Origin of the sequence: Paenibacillus stellifer (assembly GCF_000758685.1) — a bacterium.
Lineage (GTDB): Bacteria > Bacillota > Bacilli > Paenibacillales > Paenibacillaceae > Paenibacillus_AQ > Paenibacillus_AQ stellifer.
The window spans coordinates 2,848,674-2,872,358 of record NZ_CP009286.1 but is presented as its reverse complement, the minus strand read 5'-3'; the positions used below and the strand labels follow the sequence as shown (position 1 = coordinate 2,872,358).

20 protein-coding genes are annotated in these 23,685 nt (G+C 53.5%); 7 read left to right on the top strand and 13 right to left on the bottom strand.

The window, feature by feature from the left end:
* Nucleotides 1-73: 73 nt before the first annotated feature.
* Nucleotides 74-796 (top strand): cupin domain-containing protein, encoded by a 723-nt coding sequence (locus tag PSTEL_RS13160; protein WP_245624945.1) that lies wholly within the window; start codon nt 74-76, stop codon nt 794-796.
* A gap of 113 nt (nt 797-909) precedes the next feature.
* Here PSTEL_RS13160 and hisC read toward each other — a convergent pair whose 3' ends face one another.
* Together hisC and PSTEL_RS13150 are read right to left on the bottom strand one after the other, a co-directional pair.
* A complete protein-coding gene (gene hisC, locus PSTEL_RS13155; RefSeq protein ID WP_038695926.1) occupies nt 910-1,968 on the bottom strand; it encodes a histidinol-phosphate transaminase in 1,059 nt (352 codons plus the stop codon).
* A 1-nt stretch (nt 1,969) separates the two neighbouring features.
* Entirely contained in the window at nt 1,970-2,602 is a 633-nt protein-coding gene (locus PSTEL_RS13150; RefSeq protein WP_038695924.1) for an HAD family hydrolase, read from the bottom strand.
* Between the two features lie 173 nt (nt 2,603-2,775).
* Here PSTEL_RS13150 and PSTEL_RS13145 point away from each other — a divergent pair, with 173 nt between their 5' ends.
* Complete coding sequence (locus tag PSTEL_RS13145) at nt 2,776-3,333, top strand: GNAT family N-acetyltransferase (protein ID WP_245624944.1); 558 nt, start codon at nt 2,776-2,778, stop codon at nt 3,331-3,333.
* A 338-nt stretch (nt 3,334-3,671) separates the two neighbouring features.
* Here the strand turns inward: PSTEL_RS13145 and PSTEL_RS13140 are convergent, their stop codons facing one another.
* The 4 genes from PSTEL_RS13140 to PSTEL_RS13125 form a co-directional block, all read right to left on the bottom strand.
* Entirely contained in the window at nt 3,672-4,217 is a 546-nt protein-coding gene (locus PSTEL_RS13140; RefSeq protein ID WP_038695922.1) for a GNAT family N-acetyltransferase, read from the bottom strand.
* A 72-nt stretch (nt 4,218-4,289) separates the two neighbouring features.
* The gene (locus PSTEL_RS13135) at nt 4,290-4,709 is read right to left on the bottom strand and encodes a GNAT family N-acetyltransferase (RefSeq protein ID WP_038695921.1); all 420 of its coding nucleotides are present in this window, start codon (nt 4,707-4,709) and stop codon (nt 4,290-4,292) included.
* A gap of 205 nt (nt 4,710-4,914) precedes the next feature.
* The gene (cysI, locus tag PSTEL_RS13130) at nt 4,915-6,636 is read right to left on the bottom strand and encodes an assimilatory sulfite reductase (NADPH) hemoprotein subunit (protein ID WP_038695919.1); all 1,722 of its coding nucleotides are present in this window, start codon (nt 6,634-6,636) and stop codon (nt 4,915-4,917) included.
* A gap of 35 nt (nt 6,637-6,671) precedes the next feature.
* Nucleotides 6,672-8,522 carry an assimilatory sulfite reductase (NADPH) flavoprotein subunit gene (locus tag PSTEL_RS13125; protein WP_038695917.1) on the bottom strand — a complete coding sequence of 617 codons (1,851 nt, stop codon included), beginning with the start codon at nt 8,520-8,522 and terminating at the stop codon, nt 6,672-6,674.
* A gap of 168 nt (nt 8,523-8,690) precedes the next feature.
* Here PSTEL_RS13125 and PSTEL_RS13120 point away from each other — a divergent pair, with 168 nt between their 5' ends.
* On the top strand, nt 8,691-10,193 hold the full coding sequence (locus tag PSTEL_RS13120) for a hypothetical protein (RefSeq protein ID WP_038695915.1): 1,503 nt from the start codon (nt 8,691-8,693) through the stop codon (nt 10,191-10,193).
* A gap of 490 nt (nt 10,194-10,683) precedes the next feature.
* On the opposite strand, the gene PSTEL_RS13115 is transcribed toward PSTEL_RS13120, so the two are convergent.
* The 7 genes from PSTEL_RS13115 to PSTEL_RS13085 all read right to left on the bottom strand — a co-directional run bounded on the left by PSTEL_RS13115 (nt 10,684) and on the right by PSTEL_RS13085 (nt 18,990).
* A complete protein-coding gene (locus tag PSTEL_RS13115) occupies nt 10,684-12,087 on the bottom strand; it encodes a HAMP domain-containing sensor histidine kinase (protein WP_038695913.1) in 1,404 nt (467 codons plus the stop codon).
* Nucleotides 12,084-12,755, bottom strand: coding sequence for a response regulator transcription factor (locus PSTEL_RS13110; protein WP_038695911.1), 672 nt, complete (start codon nt 12,753-12,755; stop codon nt 12,084-12,086). The genes PSTEL_RS13115 and PSTEL_RS13110 overlap by 4 nt, the downstream gene beginning before the upstream one ends.
* Before the next feature lie 403 nt (nt 12,756-13,158).
* Entirely contained in the window at nt 13,159-14,160 is a 1,002-nt protein-coding gene (locus PSTEL_RS13105; protein WP_038695909.1) for a hypothetical protein, read from the bottom strand.
* A gap of 16 nt (nt 14,161-14,176) precedes the next feature.
* Nucleotides 14,177-15,391, bottom strand: coding sequence for an ABC transporter permease (locus PSTEL_RS13100; protein ID WP_038695907.1), 1,215 nt, complete (start codon nt 15,389-15,391; stop codon nt 14,177-14,179).
* Nucleotides 15,388-16,104 carry an ABC transporter ATP-binding protein gene (locus PSTEL_RS13095; protein WP_052098433.1) on the bottom strand — a complete coding sequence of 239 codons (717 nt, stop codon included), beginning with the start codon at nt 16,102-16,104 and terminating at the stop codon, nt 15,388-15,390. Before PSTEL_RS13095 ends, PSTEL_RS13100 begins: the two co-directional genes overlap by 4 nt.
* Before the next feature lie 12 nt (nt 16,105-16,116).
* On the bottom strand, nt 16,117-17,838 hold the full coding sequence (locus PSTEL_RS13090; RefSeq protein WP_038695905.1) for an alkaline phosphatase: 1,722 nt from the start codon (nt 17,836-17,838) through the stop codon (nt 16,117-16,119).
* A 336-nt stretch (nt 17,839-18,174) separates the two neighbouring features.
* Complete coding sequence (locus PSTEL_RS13085; protein ID WP_038695903.1) at nt 18,175-18,990, bottom strand: MerR family transcriptional regulator; 816 nt, start codon at nt 18,988-18,990, stop codon at nt 18,175-18,177.
* Between the two features lie 171 nt (nt 18,991-19,161).
* Between PSTEL_RS13085 and PSTEL_RS13080 the strand changes: the two genes are divergently transcribed.
* From PSTEL_RS13080 to PSTEL_RS13065, 4 genes are all read left to right on the top strand, one after another.
* On the top strand, nt 19,162-19,863 hold the full coding sequence (locus PSTEL_RS13080; protein ID WP_038695901.1) for a response regulator transcription factor: 702 nt from the start codon (nt 19,162-19,164) through the stop codon (nt 19,861-19,863).
* Nucleotides 19,853-20,857 (top strand): sensor histidine kinase, encoded by a 1,005-nt coding sequence (locus tag PSTEL_RS13075; RefSeq protein WP_038695899.1) that lies wholly within the window; start codon nt 19,853-19,855, stop codon nt 20,855-20,857. Before PSTEL_RS13080 ends, PSTEL_RS13075 begins: the two co-directional genes overlap by 11 nt.
* A 117-nt stretch (nt 20,858-20,974) precedes the next feature.
* Entirely contained in the window at nt 20,975-21,736 is a 762-nt protein-coding gene (locus PSTEL_RS13070; RefSeq protein ID WP_038695897.1) for an ABC transporter ATP-binding protein, read from the top strand.
* Nucleotides 21,726-23,663, top strand: a complete 1,938-nt coding sequence (locus tag PSTEL_RS13065; protein WP_038695895.1) for an FtsX-like permease family protein — start codon at nt 21,726-21,728, stop codon at nt 23,661-23,663. Before PSTEL_RS13070 ends, PSTEL_RS13065 begins: the two co-directional genes overlap by 11 nt.
* The last annotated feature ends 22 nt before the right edge of the window (nt 23,664-23,685 follow it).

Here is a 23,685-nt window from a genome sequence, read left to right as displayed (position 1 = left end):
AGCAGGCTGCATAAGATGCTCCCAGCGATTCAAAGTCTACAACCGAAAGGCAGGCGTTCCCATGAACTCTTATATGGATTACACATCCCCTGACGTGCGTTTTTCCTACGATCTGCGTCAGAACCCGTTCTTCATCAAGGATGAACGGAATTTTATCAATTCGCTTTCTGTCAATGAGCTGAACACCCTCGGCAATGCGTCAATGCTTGATATTTTCTTAAGCGTGCAAAATGTCGTGGAGCCTCACATCCACCAGAATGCAACCGAGCTCGTCTACTGTGTTTCCGGCAGCGCCGTCGTATCGCTTATCAACCCGTTCACCAAGAAGCTGATCAACTGTACAATTATGCCCTGCCAGGTGGCGTGCGTTCCGCAGGGATGGTGGCATTATGAGGTTGCTATCTGCGATAACACACATCTGATCGCCATCTTTGACGCTCCGATTCCGGAATTAATTACCGGCTCCGATATTCTTCGGTTAACACCAGCCGAAATTCTGTCCCATACTTATTGTCTCAATGAAGAGCAGATTAGAGCCGCTCTTGCCCCAATCAAGGATACCGTTATCATCGGCCCGCCAAAAGGCTGCGTCGAAGCCTGCCAGCCTCCTCATCACGCCCCGAAGCCCGTACATCCCGTTCCTTATCCTTACCCTTATCCTTCTCCTTACGCCGCTCCCGCCGGCGCCGCCATGCCAGCAGCGGTTCAACCCTATGGTTGGCCTGGCGGGTATGCGACGAGCGGATATGCACCGGGTGCTCCTACACAGGCGGGCGGAATGTATCCGGGACTCTAGACTGGCTAGACATACTATAAGCACCCGGAGTAAAAAGAAAGCGGGACAGCCGCATCATCATGACCGGCTGCCCCGCGAGGCATAAGCATATATCACTGACGTTATGGAACCAGTCAGACCAAAATTTCTTCCAACGCTCCGCAGAGCGCCGCCATTTCTTCATCCGTGCCGATGCTGATCCGCAGATAGTTGTCGATGCGGGGCTTGGAGAAGTAGCGGACGATAATGTCGCGCTCACGGAGCGCATGGAAGATGTCAGACGCCGGAACCGTGGTATGGCTGGCGAAGACGAAATTTGCGCGCGAATCCAGAACCTCGAAGCCCAGCTCCTTCAATCGCTTGACGGATGCTTCGCGTGTCCGGATAACCCGGCCGACATTCTCAGCGAAGGCTTCTCCGTCACGCAGCGACGCTTCGCCTCCGGCCTGGGCTACGGCATCCAGGGTGTAGGAGTTGAAGCTGTTCTTGATCCGGTTAAGGCCTTCGATCAAATCAGGCTGGCCCATGGCAAGACCAAGCCGGAGCCCGGCAAGGGATCTGGACTTCGAGAAGGTCTGAATGACAAGCAGATTTGGATAATCCGGGATCAGCTTCACGGAAGACTCGCCGCCGAAATCGACATAGGCTTCATCGATAACAACGACCTTGTCGGGATTGCGTTCAAGAATTTCACGAATCACTTCCAGCGGTGTGAATTTCGACGTAGGCGCGTTGGGATTGGCGATCAGGATTCCGCCGTTCGGTTCGAAATAAGCTTCCGTCTGCAGATCGAAGCTGTCTGTAAGCGGGATTTTGCGATAAGGAATATCGAACAGGCCCGCATATACTTCGTAGAAGCTGTATGTAATATCCGCAAAAAGAATCGGCTCCTCCGGATTGAAGAATGCCTTGAAGCAGAAGGCCAAAATTTCGTCCGAGCCGTTCCCGGCAAAAATGTGGTCAGCCGGCAGGCCGAACACTTCGGAAGCCGCTGCTCTAATCCCTGTGCACTCCGGGTCCGGATACAGCTTCAGGCGGTCCGACACGGCAGCCTTCATGGCGCTCAGCACCTTTTCCGAAGGGGGATAAGGGTTCTCGTTGGTGTTCAGTTTGATGACTTTCTTGGCGCCCGGCTGCTCTCCCGGAACGTAAGGTGTTATGCTTCTCGTGGTATTGCTCCAAAATTTGCTCATGTTATGCTCCTCCTGCGCTGACCAGCTCCAGAATATCCTCCGGGCGGTTGAATTCATAGGTAGCTTCGATTCCGTCTTTGTTGGTGCATCCCCACACTGCCAATCCGAAATCGATACCGGCATCTCTTGCACAGCGGTAATCGTAGACCGTATCCCCGATATAGATCGATTTCTGCGGATCGGCTCCCGTACGCTCGATGAACTTCAGCAGCGGCTCCGGATTCGGCTTATGCTTCTCCGTATCGCTTGCACAGATGAGACAATCCATATATCCCGCCAGCCCGAACGGAATGAAGTCATCCTTCAGCTCCTGTGCGTTCTTCGAGGTGACGACTCCGGCCTTCGCGCCCTTGCCCTTAATCCCCTCCAGCAGCGGAACGATTCCGTCATAGATCTTCGCTAAATCCCAATATTTTTGAATCCATTTATTCCAGCTGATCTGCGCGCGCTGCGGGTCCTCGATGCCAAGCATCGGAAGGGAGACCGACCCCGGAATGCCAAAGACAAAAATCAGCTCGTCCCGCGTCATCTCACGTCCATAATCGGTGACCAGCATCTTCTGCAGGGCCTTCATAATCGCTTTTTCCGTATCAATAAGCGTTCCGTCCACATCGAATATTACAGTATTGTACAAAAAATGTCTCCTCCATCCACGCTTACTTTTCTATGAATTAGTAGTGGTATCCGCATTGGCTTGAAATCGCTCAATGGATTATGCAAAATGCTTGTATAATAAGATCATATTTTATGAGGAACATTAGGTCAATGTCGGGTTAAGATTTCAATTTAGATACCGGAGGCGTACAAATGGACATGCAGATGCTCACAACAGGAGAATGGAAGGAGGATGCATGGAGACGGGCGGAGCCTGTATACAGGGAGGCATTCCCGCACGGCGCCAAACCGGAAGGCATTGTGAAACGAATGCTGGACCGGGGCATCGGAAGCCTGCATCTGCTCGTACAGGGCGAGAATACGCTCGGAATGGCGGTGATGGGTCTCGCCGCAGGCGGACCGGATAAGCTGCTGATCATCGACTATTTGGCGGTTCGAACAGACTTGCGGGGACAAGGCATCGGCAGACGGTTCCTGAACATGATCGAGGAGTGGGCCGTCAGGGAGCACCGGGTATCAGGCATTCTGATTGAGGTTGAAGCCGGAGATACGCCTGAACATGAAGCCCGTTATCATTATTGGGAAAAATGCGGGTTCATCCGGACCTCCTATGTGCATTCCTATATTTGGGTTCCGGAGCCGTATTCGGCCATGCTGCTTCCGCTAGACTCTTCTCTCAATATCGGGGACGACGGACGCCGCCTGTTCCGTTATATCGAGAATTTTCACAAACGCTCCTTTCGCCCGTAGGATAAAAAAAGGAACCGCCGTTCGCCGGCAGTCCCGTTATCAGTTAAGGTGAGAAGTGAATGTTTATGCCAATACCCTCTTGCTAGGGTAATTTTCCTGAAATCCAGCGGCGAAGGATCGATCTCCTGCGAGATCTTCTTCTGCCTTTAAGATAGTACATGGGTGAATCAACTACCTTTCGGAATTACACTATAGCCCTCAATGTTTTTCCAGCCGACAATTGATATGCTCCACTTCCCACCTGCTATTTATTACCCTATAACCGTACTTTCAAAACCTGAATCTACTGCGGAATGACGTTGACCGCCACTGCCTCCTAATGCACCGAACTTCTGACCTTAGCGGCGGAACCGGCTCATGATGATCGTATTATAATACCTTCCGTCCGACAGCCGCTTGTCCTTCTTCAGAACGGCTTCCGTCTCAAATCCGAATTTCATGTACAGGCTGATCGCCTTGATGTTGCTCTCAAGCACATTCAAGTTCATCTTCATAATGCCGATGTTATCGGCCCACTGAAGAGACCGCTCCAGTAATTGGCGCCCGATGCCGTATCCCCAATAGGCCTTCAGAACGCCGACGCCGAACTCCGCTTTATGGGTGAAACGCTTCAGCTCATTGCCTTGTACTCTGGAGAAGCCGGCGATCCCCCGCTCCGTCTCTGCGACCAGGAACAAATTCCGGCTGCTGCCTGCGTCCGTCCGAATCAATTGGGCGAAGCCATCCGCATCGATATAGCTCTCGCCCGGCTCTCTGTCCATGTTCTCCGTCTCGCCATCAATAAGCAGCCGGACCGCTGATAGTTCAGAAGCATCTTCCAGTCTTGCGGAGCGGATTACATAGGTTATTCCGTTTCTGCTGCAAGTCTGTCCGTCAACGATCATGTCAATCTCCTCTCTCTTGCATTGCCTTTTGCTGCTCTATTATAATACTGTCCTATTATATTACTCTCCTAATTATACACCAGGGCTCGGCGTTCTCCTCATCAAATGAAGATTCCCAAGGTCTGCTGTAAAGCCCCATTGCTCATAAAAAGGCAGCATTTCTTCTGTGCAGTACAATTCCAGATGCTTGATTTCTTTCATCTCTGGATCAGACATGACCGCTCCCATCAGGACATTTCCAAGACCCGATCCTCGATGCTCCCGGTCTACGACAACATCCAGCAGCAGCGCCTTATAGACGCCATCGGTCAGAACGCGCGTGAAGCCGATCAGATTGTCCTCAGGGTCCAGCAGGCCAAAAGGGCGGGAATGGCGGAGCATCACTTTAACATCTGCCAGATTCCGGTCCTGTGCCCACCAGCACTGTCTGTACAGTTCCATCAGCTGCGTCAGATGCTTCTCCTTCAGCTCTGTAATAATCTTAACATCCATCAGAGCCTCTCCTTTCATCCAACAATGATCAAATTCCAATGATCAAATTCCAATGATCAAATTCCAATGATCAAATTCCAATGATCAAATTCCAATGATCAAATTCCAATGAACTCAAACAATAGAAAAGAAGGATCTCCCTTGGGAAATCCTTCATAAATATTGGACGCGACGCATCCCCGCCGCACAAGATCTGCCTTGCGGATTAGGCGTGGAAGCTGCGGCCGTCGGTCACTTCCGGCACATACCCCGTGCGAACGACGAAATCGCCGAAGTGCTCGCCTGCATCCCGCTCCTTCGCATAACGGTTGAAGATCGGCTCCAGCGTGCCGAGGATTTCGGCTTCACCGATGTTCTCTTTGTACAGCTTGTTAAGCCGGCTGCCGCTGAAGCTGCCGCCCAGGTACATATTGTACTTGCCCGGCGCCTTGCCGATGAACGACAGCTCGGCCAGCGCTGGCCGGGCGCAGCCGTTCGGGCAGCCCGTCATGCGGATGACGATTTCTTCCTCGCGCAGGCCGGCGGAGTCAAGGATGGCATCCAGCTTATCAATAAGGCTCGGCAGATAACGCTCGGATTCGGCCATAGCCAGTCCGCAGGTCGGAAGCGCCACACAGGCCATGGAGTTCCGGCGCAGCGCCGAATAATGCAGGCCGTCAGTGAGGCCGTACTGCTCGATCAGGGCCTCGATTTTCTTCTTCTTCTGGCTGCTGACGCCGCCGATAACCAGATTCTGATTGGCCGTCAGGCGGAAGTCGCCGGTGTGAATCTTCGCGATCTCACGGAGTCCCGTCATGAGCGGATAGCCTTCGATGTCCTTGATTCGTCCGTTCTGGATAAACAGCGTGAAATGCCATTTGCGGTCGCTGCCTTTAACCCAGCCGTAACGGTCTCCATTACTGTCGAATTGGAACGGACGCGCTTCCTGAAGCTGCCAGCCCAGACGTTCGGTCAGTTCGCCCTTGAACCAATCCAGGCCGCGGTCGTCGATCGTATACTTGAAGCGGGCATGCTTGCGCACGGCGCGGTCTCCGTAGTCGCGCTGAATCGTGACCGTCTTCTCGGCGACCTCAATCATCTGTTCCGGCGTAATGAAGCCGATTACCTTGGATAGCTGAGGATACGTCTTCGGATCGCCGTGGGTCATCCCCATGCCGCCGCCAACGGCGACGTTGAAGCCGGCAAGCTTGCCGTTCTCCACAATGGCGATGAAGCCAAGATCCTGGGAGAACACATCCACGTCGTTGGACGGAGGTACGGCAATGCCAATCTTGAACTTACGGGGCAAATAGACCGCTCCGTAGATCGGCTCCTGTTCCTCGCCGTCACGGCTGTCCACGATCTTCTCCTCGTCCAGCCAAATCTCATGATAGGCGCGGGTACGCGGGTCTAAATGGTCGCTTACCTTGCGCGCCCATTCATACACTTCGGAGTGAATCTCCGACTGGTACGGATTCGGGTTGCACATGACGTTGCGGTTGACGTCGCCGCAGGCGGCGAGCGTGCTCAACAGCGCATCGTTAACTTCCTTGATCGTATTCTTCAAATTCCATTTGATGACGCCGTGCAGTTGGAAAGACTGTCGGGTCGTCAGACGGATTGTGCCGTTGCCGTATTTATGCGATATCCGGTCCATCATCAGCCACTGGTTCGGCGTTACGATGCCGCCCGCAGCGCGTACGCGGAGCATGAACTGGTAAGATGGTTCGAGCTTGGACTTCGCGCGCTCGGCGCGAAGATCGCGGTCATCCTGCATATAGCTGCCGTGATGCTTCATCAGGCGGTTGTCGTCCTCGGGGATGGAAGCCGTAATCGGATTCTTCAGCGTCTCTTCCAGGCTGCCCCGCAAATAATTGCTTCGCCGCTTGATGTCTTCCACATCGCTGTGTGGAGCGTCGGTCGGCGGATATTTATCGTAAAGTCCCATTGCTGCTGTACTCCTCTCGGCGATAATCTTGCGGCTTAATAGACGTCCCGCTGATAACGTTTCTGCTGCTGCATGTTAAGCAGATATTCGGAAGCTTCTTCCGGACTCAGACCGCCTTCCTGCTCCAGAATGGCTGCCAGCGCGTTGTGCACATCATGAGCCATTCTCTTCTCGTCGCCGCATACGTAGACGGCGGCGCCTTCCTGAATCCACTGGTACAGCTCGCGCGCTTTCTCCAGCATGCGGTGCTGGACGTACACCTTCTTGTCGGTGTCGCGGGAGAAGGCGACGTCCATGCGGGTCAGCACGCCTGACTCCAGCCAGCGCTGCCACTCGACCTGGTACAGGAAATCGGTGAAGAAATGCTGGTCGCCGTAGAACAGCCACGTCTTGCCAGCGGCTTCCGTCTCTTCCCGTTCGCCCAGGAAGGCGCGGAACGGAGCGACGCCGGTGCCGGGTCCGATCATAATTACCGGCGTATCCGGATTCTCCGGAAGCTTGAAGTTGGAGTTGCTCTGGATGAACACCGGAAGCTTGTCTCCCTGCTGGGTCCGCTCCGCGAGCTGTACAGAGCAGACGCCATAACGCTGTCTGCCTCCATTCTCGTATCTCACTGTCCGGACAGTGAGATGCACTTCGTCAGGATAAGCCTTCGAGCTGCTCGCGATTGAGTATAGGCGAGCCGGAATCTTGCGGAGAGCCTTGACGAATTCGCCCGCCGGGGCACCCTTCAGGCTGTAGTCCTGCACCAGATCCAGGAGATCCCGTCCCTCCACATAAGACCGGAGCTCCTGCTTATGCTCCGGAGCAAGCAGCTCATTCAACCCGCTGCTCTGCGCAAGCTTGGCAATCTGCTCCAGAAGCGGTTTCGTCAGCACCGTGATCTCGTAGTAGCGCAGAAGCGCTTCGCGAAGCGGCAGCGCTCCGTTCTTGCCGGCTTCCACCTCTTCACCAGGCTTCCAGCCCATATACTGGATCAGCTCATCCACAAGCTGCGGATGATTCTCCGGGAAGACGCCGAGGCTGTCGCCCGGCTCATAGCTCAGGTTCGAGCCTTCCAGCGACAGCTCGATATGGCGCGTCTCACGGTCCGAGCCGCGGCCGTTGAGGTTCAGATTCTCCAGAACCTCGGCCTGGAACGGGTAGCTGCGCGAATATTCCGGTTGACCCGAGGCAGGCTCGGACACGGCGGCAATCGCGGCAGCCTCTGCTGCCGGCGCGGATTCGCCCAGCGCCGCCAGCACTGCCTTCATCCATTCCGCCGCTGGCTCGCCGAAATCGACGTCGCAGTCCTGACGGGGAACGATCCGGTTCGCGCCGAGCTCTTCCAGGCGTTTGTCGAAATCCTTGCCCGTCTGGCAGTAAAATTCATAAGACAGATCGCCGAGCGCCAGCACGGAGTAATTCAATGAAGACAGTTCAGGCGCGCGCTTGCTGTGCAGAAATTCATGGAAAGCGATCGCGTTGTCCGGCGGTTCTCCTTCACCATGCGTGCTGACCAGGATGAGCAGGTTGCTGGTCTTCTTCAGATTGTTGGTCTTATAATCGCTCATGGCAGAGAGCGTTGTGATAAATCCGTCCTCTTCGAGCTGTTTCGCAAATTTCTTCGCCAGTCCCTTGGCATTATCCGTCTGGGAACCGAATAGAACGGTCACCTCTTTGGGAGCCGCCTTCACCGGAACGGCAGCAGCCTGCACGGAAGCCGCCTGTACAGCAGCGGCCGCAGGGGCGGCTGCCGGAGTGGCAGAAACGGCGCTGCCGGCGCCCGCCGCAGCCAGATAGCCGCTAAGCCATACCCGCTGGCCTTCGGTTAATGTCGGAATAAGACGGTTCAGCAGCTCCGCCTGCTCCTGACTAAACGGACTATTTGTTACATGAAATTCCAACCCAATCCACCCGCCTCATCTTCGTCGTAGTAATTCCCAGTAACTTGGTCTACATTTTAGTTATCCTCATTAGAAGCTATCATACACCGTGAGGATGGTCAATTATTATCATTTTATAGCTTTTATCAGTTATAGTTATAAAGGATGTTATGATAAAAAAAGTCAGCGTTGCATAATGAATCGGGGGGATTTCCAATTCGCAGTCTATCTCTAACCAAAGGCATCAAAGCCGTCTACGCCCTTCTGGTAGCGGTTGTCCTTGTGGCTCTGTTCCCATGGGCGTCCTATAATGATCCGGATACGTTCTGGCATGTCGAACTCGGTCGTTACATGCTGGAGCACAAGACCGTGCTTCACCACGCCATACATACCTTCTACGGCGACAAGCTGCCGTATATCCCGCATGAGTTCGGCTTTCAGATCGTTGCGGGCGCTTTGTATAACACATTCGGCTGGCCGGGTATTTATCTGCTGACCGCAGCCTGCCTCTTTCTGCTGATCCTGGGCCTTCTGCAATTGGCCAAAGTTTCGCGCCGCGAGCTCGGCTTCAGGGAAGATCATCCCCTGATTCTGCCATTCGTCATGCTGATAACGGTCTGGATTTATTACAATTACTTCAAGGGCAGACCGCAGATGGTGTCCTCTTGGATGATCGTCTGGTACTTCGTGTATTTGCGCAGATTTCAGCTCATGCCAACCAAGCGCAGCGCCGCCGCCATGATTTTGCTGTCGCTTGGTATCGCGAACTTTCATACAGGAGTATGGCTCGTCATCATCGTCTTCACGGGCATGGCGTTCCTCGAAGCCTGGATCGACGGCAGGCTGAACAGACGCCGGGTGCTCGTGTTCGCGGCGGTTACGCTGATCGGGCTAGCCAATCCTGGCGGCTACAAGAGCCTTTTCTATATTCTGACGGTCAGCCATAATAACTTCAACATGCTGATCAACGAATGGCAGCCGATCTCCTTCGGCAAATGGGACACATCGGCCATTACACTTCTGCTGCTGTTCTTCGCCGTGACGCTGCCTTTCTCGCTGTTCAGAAAGCCGTTTCGCTTCTTCCTCATGCTGGGGATTCTGTATCTCGGAGTGTCCAACTTCAAGCAGAATTTGTTCATGTGGCTCTTTATCCCTTACTTTGCCAGCGCATTCTTCGAAGCCTTTCCCTGGATGCGAAAGGTGGATCTCCGCCTCTCTCCGGGGGTGATCACAGCTGCGCTTGCCGCCGGTCTTCTGGCCAACTGCGTAGTGAACTTCATCAATCCGCCCAAGGTTGATGTCCGGGGCTATCCGGTCGATGAGATGAATTACATTCTTTCCGAGCAGAAAGGAACCGAACGGCCAAGAGTGCTCGCGCCTTACGGATCATCCGGTTATGTCATGTACCGGGGAGGCGACGTTCTCTGCGACGGCAGACAGGACCCTTTCATCACCAAGGCTTCCCTTGGCGCTTACGGCTGGACCGCCTTTGAACGGTCCATGTACGGCTTCTCCGACATTCTGCCGGATATCGCCGCTTACGACAAGCCGGATTACATTATCGTCCGCAGCAACGCGGCCACCCGGCTGTTCGAAGGCTGGAGAAAAGCCTTCGGCGAGCCGGTATACCGGGGACAGTATGGCAGCGTCTTTAAGTATACCGGCAGCACAGGGGCGCATACCGGGTCGTAACCGGCCCTCGGCTGGATGGCTCGTCCTGGCCAAAGTCACAAGAGGCTGTCTCAAAAGCCATGAAATGGCAGTTTGGGATAGCCTCCTGTCTTTTAGGTAGGATTAACGTGAGCACTTGTGTGGACGCTTCTCGAACGGACCGTTGTTCCAATCGCTGTGCTCTCCAGATTTTTTTCATTCCACTTTAACGGTGAAAATCCGGAGACCAAGGCGAACGCTGCCGCTATTCCACAATCGTTCCGTCCTCTCCGCTGCTTTCAGAGTAAAAAGATCTCTTCAATCAATTATAAATAAACAAAGAAATCGACCGTTTTTGTAAAAATAGAGGTACCACCTAAGGGAAGAACGGGAGTGCCAAGGCTGTGACCTGTCAGAACTCGGCGAGACGTCGGTACTTGCCAACAACCTTGCACAACCTTGGAAAACAAGCTGCGGTGGATCAAAAACGCAGGGACAGCCCCTATTAGAGTACCGAAAAGCTACGTCAAGTTCAGCTCCCGCTCAGAGGGAAAAGCAGCGTCGCTCTCGTCCCTCCTCCCGGACGGTTCTGGATTTCCACGGAGCCGCCATGCCCCTTCATCAGCCGCTCCGCGATGGCAAGCCCGAGTCCGGTGCCGCCTTGCTCGCGGCTGCGCGATTTCTCCGCCCGGTAGAACCGCCGGAACACATGAGGCAAATCCTCGCCCGGAATGCCGATTCCCCGGTCCATGACCGAAACGGCGACGTTTCCCCCCGAAATATCCATTTGGACCGAAATCTCCTTGCGTTCCGCAGAGTACTTCACTGCATTGTCCAGCAGGATCAGCAGAACCTGCTCCAGCATCTGAGGCTTGATACTAACGGTGGCAGACTCTGCGTTCCGGGTATCGAGAGCAAAATCGAAATCCGGATGCAGCAGGGTGAAATTTTTGACCGTATAGCGCACCGTTTCGGATACCTGTGTTGCATGTATCTCCTTGCGGTCCCTTACCGCCTCTGCCCTGGTCAGCTCCAGCAGGTCGTTCACAATGCCTTTCAGTCTGGACAGCTCTTGTGCGGAAACCTGCAGCGATTCCTCCAGAATGGCCGGATCATGCTTCCCCCAGCGGTTAAGCAGGGAAATATGGCCTTCGATAATCGAAATCGGCGTCCGAAGCTCATGCGAAGCATCCGCCACGAACTGCTGCTGCGCCTGGAAGGCCTCTTCGAGCTGATCCATAAGCTCGTTAAAGACGGCGGCCAGATGCCCAAGCTCATCCCCGCCGTTCGGAACGTTCACCCTTTCCTGCAGACCTTTCCGCTTCATATTATTCATGGTATCGGTCAGTTCCCGGACCGGTCCCAGCAGCTTGCGGGACAGAATAACGCCCCCGAAGCCGCTCAGCACAAATGCACCCACCAGCCCGGCAAGCATTACTGCCAGTATCATACTGCTCAGCCTGTCCGAATTCTCCAGGTTGTTGACGATTTCCACCGTTCCGGTGAAGGTTGCGGTCCGGATCGGGCTGCGGACGACCAGCAGATGATCGTCACCGTACCAGAGTGTAGAGGCGGAAGTACGGACCGCAGTTTCGGGTGCCACCCAGTCGAGCGGCAGATGATCGGCAACGGTTAGCAGCGGAGTCCCATCGCTGTCCAGAATCCGGATCAGCTGGTCATACGAATTCACGCTCTCCACGTAGGGGCGAATGCTCTCAGCCGTCTGCTCCGAAACCTTTCCAATCTCGAAATAACTCCGTATTTCACCGGCGCTCTTCAGCGCGGCGGATTGGGCCTGACCGAACATCCAGCGATTGATCACTACATATTGAATCCCGTTATAGGTCAAAAACAGGATGCACATGAGAGCGGCTGCCCAGAGTGTCAGCTTCCAGCGGATCGACATCCGGGACAGCGCGCTGCGCAGCCGGCTCATTTCCGCATCACATAGCCGAGGCCGCGCAGCGTATGAATCAGGCTAGGTCTGCCCGGCTCGTCGATTTTGTTGCGGATGTAGCTGATATAGACATCGACCGCCTTGGTCTCCACCTCGGAATCATAGCCCCAGATCGTCTCCATCAGCATTTCACGGGTCATGGCTCGCCCCATGTTCTCCATCAGTGCCTGCAGAATTTCGAACTCGCGCTTCGTCACCTCGATAACCGTTCCTCCCCGGGTTACCGTCCGGCCGTCCACATCAAGCTCCAGATCGGCGCAGCGCAGCACACGGGAGCTCTGCACAGACCCTGATCTTCGGAACAGGGAACGCATCCGGGCCAGCAGCTCTTCGATGTCGAAGGGCTTCGGGATGTAATCGTCCGCGCCGCTGTCGAGTCCTGCGATCTTCTCCGCCAAACCGTCCCTGGCAGTAATCATAATAACCGGCGTGCTGCCCGCTGCCCGGATTTGGGCGCATACCGCAAGCCCGTTCATGCCAGGCAGCATCAGATCCAGCAAGACCATATCCCAGTCCGAGCCCAGCGCCACCTCCAGGCCTTTCTTCCCGTCATACGCAACGGTTACCGCGTAACCGGCATGCTGAAGCTCCAGTTCAATGAAGCGCGCCAAATTTTTCTCATCTTCAATCAGCAGTATTTGCTTCACAGGCTCACCCTCGTTTGTTGTCTTCTATGCGATAATCTTATTCTCACTTCATATTGTACTCCGCCCACCTTAAATATCGGTAAAGAAAAAAACGCTGCGCCAATCACTCTCCCCGTTCCTCAATCTCCAATCCTTCCTTTCCGAAGAATGGGCGGGGTCTCCCAAGCCGCTGTAAAGTAATTGTATAGCATGCCTGGCTCTTCAACCCCGGGAGAACTCATTTATCCTCGCCCCTAACGCATAAATGAGTGTTGTCTTCCATCTGCTAAACTTCCCAACCTACGCTTGGTCGCATAGAAAGTTGAGTTATAAACGCATATATTTGAAAAAAACTTGTCCCCGGGACCGATGTTTCTCCCGAGGACAAGTTTTTTTCTCGTTACCGTATAGCCTGTCGCCTTCGTTACTCCGTGACTTCCTTAAAAGATGCGTTGTACAGCCGGAACATAGTCTTGTATCCGGACTCATCGATCTTGATCCCGACCTCTAGGCGTCCGGTCACCTGCAGCGGACCTGTCTTATGCCTTAAATTGACATCCTCCGGCACAAACACAATCATAATCTTGTTCCAGTACGTTTCGTCCCCGTTATCGAAAGGACATTCGGCTCCAGGCTGAGGGATCAGCAGGAACCAGTGCTTCTCGAAGGAAAGCACCTCGCCCATAAAGCCTTTGATCGACACTTGGCTTTTGCTCTCGCTGAGGTCCCAGAACCGCTCCGACGGCCTGGTCTGGTCATCCCCGTCAAAAAATTCCGACCAACCAATCTTTAACGTGCCTGACGGGTTCTCGTCATCCGGACGTTTGGCCGTCTCTTCTCCAGCATTCCCGGGAGTGGCGGATGCCGGCGCTTCCGTCTTGCTGCCGTTGTCCGCATTGGCGGCCGACGGAGAAGGCGATGCGGAGTCCGGATTTCGGGCAAGAGAAGGAGCGGCGGAAGCCTGCGTTATCCGGTTGGAACCGGACGATTTGGCCTCGGCGCTTTGGGCAGGAAGAACCGCAGGCTTGGAGCTGCCCGTAGCCTTTTGCCCCCCGGAAGAAGGCATTCCTGAGGCCAATGTTACCTCTGACGCTGAATTCGCAGCCTTTGCCTTAGGGTCCGGCGTTGGCTTTAGTTCCGGGGAAGCCCAAGGCGACGACGCAGAGCCGATGGCGGCGGGGGAAGCCGTCAAGGCAGAAGCAGGCGAGCTCTCCGGCGAAGCAGAATTCAAGGCAGCAGCGGAAGCACCGGCAGCCTTGAACTCCGAATCCCCCCCGGCGATTCCTTGTTCATCGATGGATACCGAGGGGCTCCGAACCGACGAAAATGAAGACGCTGACGTCTCTTCCTTGTCTTTGCCGCATGCAGACAGCATCAGGGTTAGGGAGATCATGACGAATATCAGAATCTTGGGGTATATCTTCATAAGCACAGCTTACCTCCTAGGATTTAAACAAGGCGAGCGGTTGAAGCCGATACATCCGGAAGGCGGGAATCAGCGAAGCGAGCAGTCCGAGCATAATGGTTCCCGCAGCAATCCAGCCGTGATCAGCGTTCCAAAGATAAGGATTTATCTGAACCCCCGCTTGGGCGTAGAGCATCTCTCTAAAGAGAAGTGCAGCCAAGTGGCCCGCAAGGAAGCCTGCCGCCAGCCCGGTCAGCGTCAGCATCAGGCCTTCGCTGACCAGTGTCATCCATACATATCGCTGCGGCTTGCCCAGCAGCCGTAACAGGCCGGCGTCTTTGGTGCGCTCCCCGGCGGCGGCGATCAGGGACAGCAGAATCGTGATCGCGGCGAGAAGTACGCACAGACCGGCCAAAATGCCGACAAGCCTGGAGCCTTGATCGACCGCGTTCACGACATCCGATACGGCCTTGCTTGTATAGACGGCCTGGACACTGCCATTGCCATCAAGCGATTGCTTCAGATTATGCGCCCCAAGGAGGGTGGACGGCTTGACCAGTACGGCGGTAATCTCACGCTCCTCTCCCTCAAGCCTATGAACCGCCCAAGCATAATCGACGGTCGTGAACACCGCCCGGTCATCCGGCGTGTTCAGCTTGGGCAAAATACCGGTCACCGTATATAGAAAGCCTTCATGGGAATGTTCTCCCGATTCTCCCTCTCCCTCATCAGCGTGGCTCCCGGACGCCTCCTCTACAAGACCGTGGGCCCCCGCGAACGTATCGCCGACATGCAGACCGAGCGTCTTCGCGACATGCGATCCGACAACTGACTCTCCCGTGACGGCGTACAGCGCACCTTCCTTCAGCTTGCGATCACCGTATCGGGTCAAAAAATACTCCGGATCGATGCCGACGACCGGAAATCCGTTGTAATTATCTCCGGTCGTCATCGCATATGCCTTGTCCACGCCCGAATCGCGCCGCGCCTCATCCAGCACACTTGCCGGAATGTTCCCTGTAGGAGCACCAATATGGTAGAACGTGTTCAGGACAAGCTGGGTTTCGCTCCCCTGTGCGCCAATAACGAGATCGAATGGACCGTAGCCCTTTTCCGCCCCTTGCTCGACGCTGTCCCGAAAAAGCGAAAACAGAACGATAAAAGCGACGGTCGCTCCAATTGCACAGACGGTAAGAAAAGAGAGAAAGAGCCGATGGAGGATATTCCGCAGCGATAATGAAAACAGATTCATCGGTTGCTTACCTCCTGTGCGGCATCCCTTCCAGCTTGATGATCCGCATGCTTCCGAACTCGGTTCAACTCCCTGATATCGATACATTTCGGAAAGCGCTCAGCCATGTTCAGGTCATGCGTGACAACAATTAGAGTCTGTTGCCCGGAAGAACTCAGATCGAACAGAAGCCGCGAAATTTCATCTGCGGTTTCCCAGTCCAGACTGCCGGTAGGCTCATCTGCAAGCACTAGCGGCGGATTGTTCACCAGCGCGCGCACAATCGCCACCCGCTGCTGCTGCCCCCGGGACAGTTGGGCAGGCATATGCTTCGCCCGGTCCGGCAGACCTACTCTCTCCAGCCAATCGGAGATGATCGTCTTTCTCTGCTTCGCCGGGATGCTGGTGTTCATTGCGATTTCGATATTCTGGCTGGCGGTCAGGGATGGAATCAGATGGAAATCCTGCAGCACATAACCGATGCTCAGGGAACGCAGCCGGTCCCGTTGTGCCTCCGTCATGGTGTAGAGCGGCTGCCCGTCCAAGTGAATCTCTCCCTTGTCCGGCGCTTCGATTCCGCTGATTAAATGCAGCAACGTGCTTTTACCGGACCCACTGGGTCCGGTAATCGCCACCTTTTCACCTTTTTCCACCTGCCAAGAGGGAATATCCAGAATCGGCAGACGGCGTCCGTCTATCCGGAAGCTTTTGCTCAGGCCGGAAATTTGCAGCATGCCCGCTCCCCCTTAGCGCAGAACAATCCGTTCGGAGAGCGAATCCCACTTCAGATTTTTCCCGGTCAACTGGCTGAATGCAGACAGCGGAAGATAGATCGTGCCGTTATCGTTATCTACCGTGAAAGAGACAGCCTTGCCGTTCAGCGTTGCGGTCAGTTTGGACATGTCGATGCTCAGTGTGTTTTTGCCAAAAGATGCTTTCGAAACGGTTGATCCGTTGCTATAACTTCCTCCAAGGGATTTGATGAGCGCAGCGACTGGATACAGCACTTCGTTATCGCGGTTGATTTTAAATTTCGGATACATATATTTCGATTGAAGCTCGGCCGATCTCTTGTCCAGATTGACGCCTACAATGGCTGCGGAAGCTCTGGCAATCTGGGTGTTATCCACTTGACCTTTTACTTTCTCGACGATTGGACCGTAAGCCCAAACTCCGACATCAACGGCGGAATGCCCGTGCCCGGACCAGCCGACCAGCAATCTTTTGGAAATCACAGCATTGTAGGCACCCTCTTGCTTATAGGAGGAACCGTCGCCGGCAAGAATCGCCTGAACCTCTTCATCTGTCAAATCATTAAATCCGGTATTCTCTGCCACAATGCTGCGAATTTCCTCCGGGCTTTTGGCCTCGGCCAGCTTGCTCGCGATGGATTCCGAAGAATGCTTCTGCTTGTCCCACAGGTCGATATTCAGTTCGTAGATATTGTCGCGCGACAGAGACAGCCCACCCGTTTCATGGTCTGCGGTCACGACTACGGAGGTATTGCCGTCTTTTTTGGCGAACTCGATCGCGGTCTTAAAGGCGGCGTCGAAATCAAGTGTCTCCTGAACAAGCGTCGGAAAATCGTTGGCATGTCCGGCATGGTCGATCCGGCCGCCTTCGATCATCATGACAAAACCGTTCTTATCCTTGGACAAAATCTTCAAAGCGGACGAAGTCATTGCCGCAAGGCTCGGAATTTCGGCGGTACGGTCAGGAGTGTAAGCAACATGGGAACTGCCAAAGAGGCCAAGCACCTTGGTCGTCGAAGCCGGGAGAGCCTTTAGCGCGCTTGCGCTCTCAACAACGGTATATCCTTTCGCTTTGAACTCGGGCAAAATATTTTTGTCAGTCCGCTTGCCCTTCTCATCCTTCGTCACAAAAAATTGCTTGCCTCCGCCGAACAGCACATCCACGCCGCTTTCTATGTATTGAGAGGCAATGGCCGACTCGTTATCGCGGTTGCGGACATGGGATGCATATACGGCAGGCGTAGCATGGGTGATCCGCGCGGTAGTTACAAGACCGGTTGCTTTGCCACTGCTCTCTGCAGCTTCAATGACAGAGGCAAAAGGCTTGGACACATCTTCATTGGAAACGCTGATGCCCGCGTTGTATGTCTTGTGGCCTGTGGCAAAAGCTGTTCCGGCAGACGCGGAATCCGTTACGACCCCCGACACCACCTTGCCGCCGTCTTCGCCGCGATCCGCGTATGTCGTTGCTTGTCCTACATAGTAAGGGTCGAGGTTAAGGTGCTTGACTCCTTTTTTATACTGTTCATAATAGCGTGTCGCCGAGATTTGAGCGGGTCCCATGCCGTCACCAATCAGAACGATCAGATTTTTCGATGGAGCTTTTGAAGCCGCTTGCGACTTGGACGAGCTTTGCGCCGCGTAAGTAAAACTCCCTGTAGAAAGAATCAGGCAGGCCAACCCGCCGATCGCGGCCTTTTTCATACTTTTTTTCATGTTTTATTTACCCTCCCAGTTAGATGTAATCAGATTTAGTCTAAGAGGGGAGTATTGTCCCTAAGTAAAATGACAAGCCGACTTTGATTAAATTTTAACGAGAAGACGAAAAACCGCCCAATTCGCTATGAAAGTAGATCCATCGTTCCGGAGTAATCCGGTTATTGGTTGAAGGCATAGAACCTTCTCCTTCCTAACCCTCTATTACCCGGTTTGTGCTTGTGCTGTGCCAACGTTAGTAAAACGGGCAGACGTAGAAAAAAAGGAGACGCAGGGTCTCCTGAGTCTCCTTTTCATCATATCGATATGAACAGATCACTTAATCCCGCGCAGCCGTTAGCCTTTCGACACCGGAATCTGGATTTCGGTCAAATACTCAGCCGGGTCGCTCTCGGACCATGGGCCTTTATGATAGATCGCACGGGTATTACCGCTGATCCGGTATCCGCTCTCCGACATCCAGATGCCAAGCGCCCGGTAAGCCTCGCTCATTTCTTCAAAAGGACCTTTATGAAAGGCCACCGCCATCTCCGGCACCGCTTCAAGCTCCCGGATTTTGATCCGATCACTTTCGGTCGCCTCACCCTGAAAATGCATCATCAATTCCACGTCCACATCGCTTTCCTTGTATCCGGGATCATGATAGACGGCGTATGTGGGCGGAACACATTTAATGCGCTGCTCAGCTACAAAACGGTTCAGTTCATCCCACAGCTTCCCCTCCTCATTGTATTGTGCAATCACATCCCTCAAAGACAGCATGCGGTACGCCGGTATCGATTTAATTGAAATTTCCTGACTCAAGGCATAGCCCTCCCTTTCCATTCGTTTGATCAGCGTCTCAATACGCTGCAATTTGTTCTTCTCGTGCTCGATCGATTCCTTAACGCTTCTCTTTCGATTCTCCAACAAGGCCAGCAGCATGCCGGAATCCCCGATATTGTTCATGAGCCCCTTGATTTCGGACAGGCTAAATCCGAGTTCTTTCAGGAGATGAATGCGGTTCATCACCTGAATCTGGTCAGCGGAGTACATCCGGTAACCGGTGGAAGCATTGACCTCCTGAGGCTGAAGCAGGCCGATTTCGTCGTAATGTCGCAGCATACGGACCGACACCCGGGTCAGTTGCGAGAACTCGCCGATCTTGAACATGGAATCTCCTTTCTTCTTTTCATCAATCCGGATTGTAAGCTAAGCTTAATCCCTCACATGATGAGAGAGTCAAATATTGTTTTTTAAACTTTTTGAATGTCCCGCGTCGTTGAGAATGCGGCACTTTTGCTATACACTTGTTTAAGAATATGACAGACATGGGGGATTTCCTTGTTCAAGCTGCTGCTGATCGAAGACGACGCAACACTATTTAACGAGATCCGAAACCGGCTGACCCAGTGGTCGTACGATGTGTACGGCATTTCCGATTTTGCCAAAGTGATGGAACGGTTCTCGGAGGTCAAGCCCGATCTTGTGCTGATTGATATCGGACTACCGATGTTCGACGGATTCCACTGGTGCCGCATGATCCGGTCGCATTCCAATGTGCCCATTATCTTTCTCTCTTCCCGGGATCATCCGACCGATATGGTCATGTCGATCCAACTGGGAGCGGACGATTTTGTGCAGAAGCCCTTTCATTTCGATGTGCTGATCGCCAAAATACAGGCTATTCTCCGGCGGGTCCACGATTACAGCACCACCGAGCCTGTGACACTCCGAACCTGGTGCGGCGCCGCCGTTGATCTGGATAAGAATACGGTAAGCAATGCGGAGGGCAGCGTGCAGCTGACCCGCAATGAAATATATATTTTGAAGCTGCTCATCGACCGAAGGAATCGGATCGTCAGCCGCGAGGAGCTCATCAAGAGCTTATGGGATGACGAACGTTTTGTCAGTGACAACACGCTGACCGTCAATTTGAACCGGCTGCGCAAGAAACTGGAGGACATCGGGCTGGACCGGTTCATCGAAACAAAGGTCGGCCAGGGATACATGGCGGCTGATGAGAGTGATCTCCATGATCGCTAACTTTTTGAAGGAACGGTTGAGCTGGATTCTCATGTTCATCCTTGGGCAGGCCATTATTGTGTTCATCGCTTATTTGGACAATATGATCCCGCTTCAGCCGGTGCTCTACATCGTGTTTCTGTCCATGATCGCTTTTGCCGCCTTTCTGGTCCTTCGCTACCGGAATGAGACCAGGTTCTACCGGAGCCTGAAAGATTGGGAGAGCAGTCTGGATCTAACAGAAATCACCAAGGCCGACAGTCCCTTCGAGCGTCTGGTGGAAGACTCGCTTATCGGACAGACGGAACGTCTGAAGCGCGACGCCTCACTGGAACGGACCCGGTTCGAGCTTGAACAGGATGAGCTTCTCTCCTGGATTCATGAAGTGAAGACGCCGCTCACCACCATGCATCTCATCATCGAACGCATGGACGATTCATCTCTGAAAGTCCAGCTGACGTACGAATGGCTGCGCATCCATCTTCTGCTTGACCAGGAGCTGCACCGGAAGCGCATTTCCTTCATCGAGAATGATCTGTATATGGAAAAAGTCAGCCTGAACGCGCTCGTCGTAGGCGAGATTCGGACACTCAAATCCTGGTGCATCGCCAAGGGCATCGGCTTCGAGCTTCAGCTTGATATGGATGAGGTGCTGAGCGATGCCAAATGGCTGGCTTTTATCCTCAGACAGATTCTCACCAATGCGGTCAAGTACAGTCAGGACGGCGAAATCATCGTCCGCAGCTATGTGCGGGAGGATCAGACGGTGCTGGAAATAACCGATTTCGGCAGAGGCATCGATTCCCGGGATCTTCCCCGAATCTTCGATAAAGGCTTCACCTCCACGATGGAGCATCACGACAATGCCTCAACGGGCATGGGACTGTATCTGGTCCGGCGTGCCGCCGACCCGCTTGGAATCCGAATCAGCGTGCGATCAGCTCCCGGCGAAGGCTCGACCTTTACGCTTGTCTTCTCCAAGCGCAACGAATTTGTGAAGCTGTCAGGCGTGTGACAACATTGTCACATGCTTTTGTTTTTTGTTCGGCCGATCAAACGATGACTTCAGGGGGTTCATCCTACAATAGAGTCAAGAAAGGCAATGAGCCTATATGATAAAGGAGATTTGATCATGAACATCCTCGAAGCGGACAAAATCTATAAGAGCTATGGCAATAAATTCAACCGGCAGGAGGTGCTGAAGGGAATTGACATCGTGATCGGCAAAGGCGAGTTCGTCAGCATTATGGGCGCCTCCGGTTCCGGCAAAACTACGCTCCTCAACGTCCTCTCCTCCATCGATAAGGTCAGCGGCGGAACGATTCATATAAGCGGAACCGAAATGACAGCGATGAAGGAGAAGCAGCTGGCCGAGTTCCGCAAGCAGCATCTCGGGTTTATTTTTCAGGACTATAATCTGCTCGACACGCTAACGGTGAAGGAGAACATTCTGCTGCCCCTGTCCATTTCGAAGACACCAAGAGCAGAGGCTGAGCGCAGATTTCAAGAGGTGGCTGGCGAACTCGGCATCTACGAGGTAAGAGATAAATATCCGAATGAAATTTCAGGGGGGCAGAAGCAGCGTACCTCCGCCGCCAGAGCGTTCATCCATGAGCCGAGCATCATCTTTGCGGACGAGCCGACGGGAGCGCTGGACTCCAAATCGGCCTCCGATCTGCTGAACAAGCTGAGCGAGCTGAACCAGCGCCGGGAGGCGACCATTCTGATGGTAACGCATGATCCGGTGGCTGCCAGCTACTGCAGCCGGGTTATTTTTATCCGGGACGGACAGATTTACACGCAGCTGAACAAGGGCTCGCAGGACCGCCAGACCTTTTTCAAGGATATTATGAAGACCCAGGGTGTGCTCGGAGGTGTGCAGGTTGAACATTAATCAGCTCATCTTCCGCAATCTGAAGAAGAATCTCAGTCATTATTCGCTATATGTCTTCGCGCTGATCTTCAGCGTCGCGCTGTATTTCGCATTTGTCACCCTGCAGTTCGATCCTTCGATGGATGAAGCCAAAGGCTCGATCAAAGGTGCGGCTGCGATGAAATCGGCGTCCATCCTGCTGGTAGCGATCGTCGCCATATTTCTGCTCTATGCCAATAACATTTTTATCAAAAGACGAAGCCGTGAAATCGGGTTATTCCAGCTGATCGGCATGACCCGGGACAAAATCTTCCGCCTGTTAAGCGCCGAAAATTTGCTCCTCTACATCGGTTCGCTGCTGGCGGGTATTGCGCTGGGCTTCTCGGTTTCCAAGCTCATTCTGATGATTCTGTTCAAGGTCATTGGAGTCGATGAGTTGGCTGCCCTGCACTTCTCGGGAAAGGCGCTTGTTCAGACCCTAATTGTGTTCGGGGCGATCTATGTCCTCATCATGCTAATGAATTACTCCTTCATCAAGAGACAGAGTATTCTGAATCTGTTCCGGGCGACCTCCGTTACGGAGACGCGGGTGAAGAAAATTTCGGCGGCGGAGATTGTGATCGGATTGCTTGGAATTCTGTTGATTTCAGTCGGGTATTATGTATCCTCCAAGCTGTTCGGCGGGGATTTCGCTACGATGAATTCACTGTTCGGGGCGATGATCTTAATTCTGGCCTCGGTAATTATCGGTACGTATTTGTTCTATAAAGGATCTGTCCGGTTCATCACCAATCTGATCCGCAAGAGCAAGAACGGCTATCTGAACGTCAATCAGGTGCTCTCCCTCTCATCGATCATGTTCCGGATGAAGTCCAACGCGCTGCTGCTGACCATCATAACAACCGTATCCGCTCTGGCAATCGGCCTGTTGTCGTTAAGCTACATCTCGTATTACTCAGCCGAAAAGAGCGCCGAACAGTCGGTCCCCGACCATTTCGGATTCAGCACTGTTCAGGATGCGGACCGGTTCACCGAGATGCTGAAGTCCAAAGACATTGCTTATTCGGAGAAGAAGCTGGAGGTTATTCAGGCGGCGTTCGATGCCACACAAATTCTGGATACGAGTCTGGATACACTGAAGATTGATCCGAAAGCCATGGTGATGCCCGTAATCAGTGAACAAAGTGCCGGACTTGATGTTCAGAAGGATGAGGTCATCCTCTCCGGATACGATGACTTGATGCAATCCTTTATGGCGCTGAAGAGCTCCGGAAACATAGTCCTTAAAGATCTGAAGAACTCATTTCCGCTGAATTACACAGATATGCATGCCAAACATTATATCGACTATTATTACACGAGCGGCGGACTGCCTGTTGCGATTGTAGACGACTCTGTATTTCAATCCTTGAAACAGAACGCCGATCCCAAAATCCAGAAAAAAACCTCAATCTATATTGGCGTCAATATCAACAAGAAAAGTCAGATCGAAGAAGCGAACAGTCTGTTTCTGTCGAAGACATTCGGTGAATTATCCCACTCCCAGCTTGACATGAGCACTACCCAAAAGCGCAACATGGGGATGATTATGTTCATCGTAGCCTTCCTTGGACTCACCTTCCTGATCACCTCGGGCTGCATTCTGTATTTCAAGCAAATGGGTGAAAGCGAAGAGGAAAAAGGCAGCTACACCATCCTTCGCAAGCTCGGTTTCACGCAGGGCGATCTGCTGAGAGGACTTCAAGCCAAGCAGTTGTTCAGTTTCGGCATTCCGCTCGCCGTCGGTCTGCTGCACAGCTACTTCGCTGTCCGGTCGGGCTGGTTCCTCTTCGGAACGGAGCTGTGGACGCCGATGTTCATCGTCATGATTATGTATACCGTGCTGTACTCGATATTCGGTCTGCTGTCTGTCCTGTACTGCAAGAAGGTCATCCGGCAAGCGCTCTAGACCCGGCCTCTCATAAAAAAAG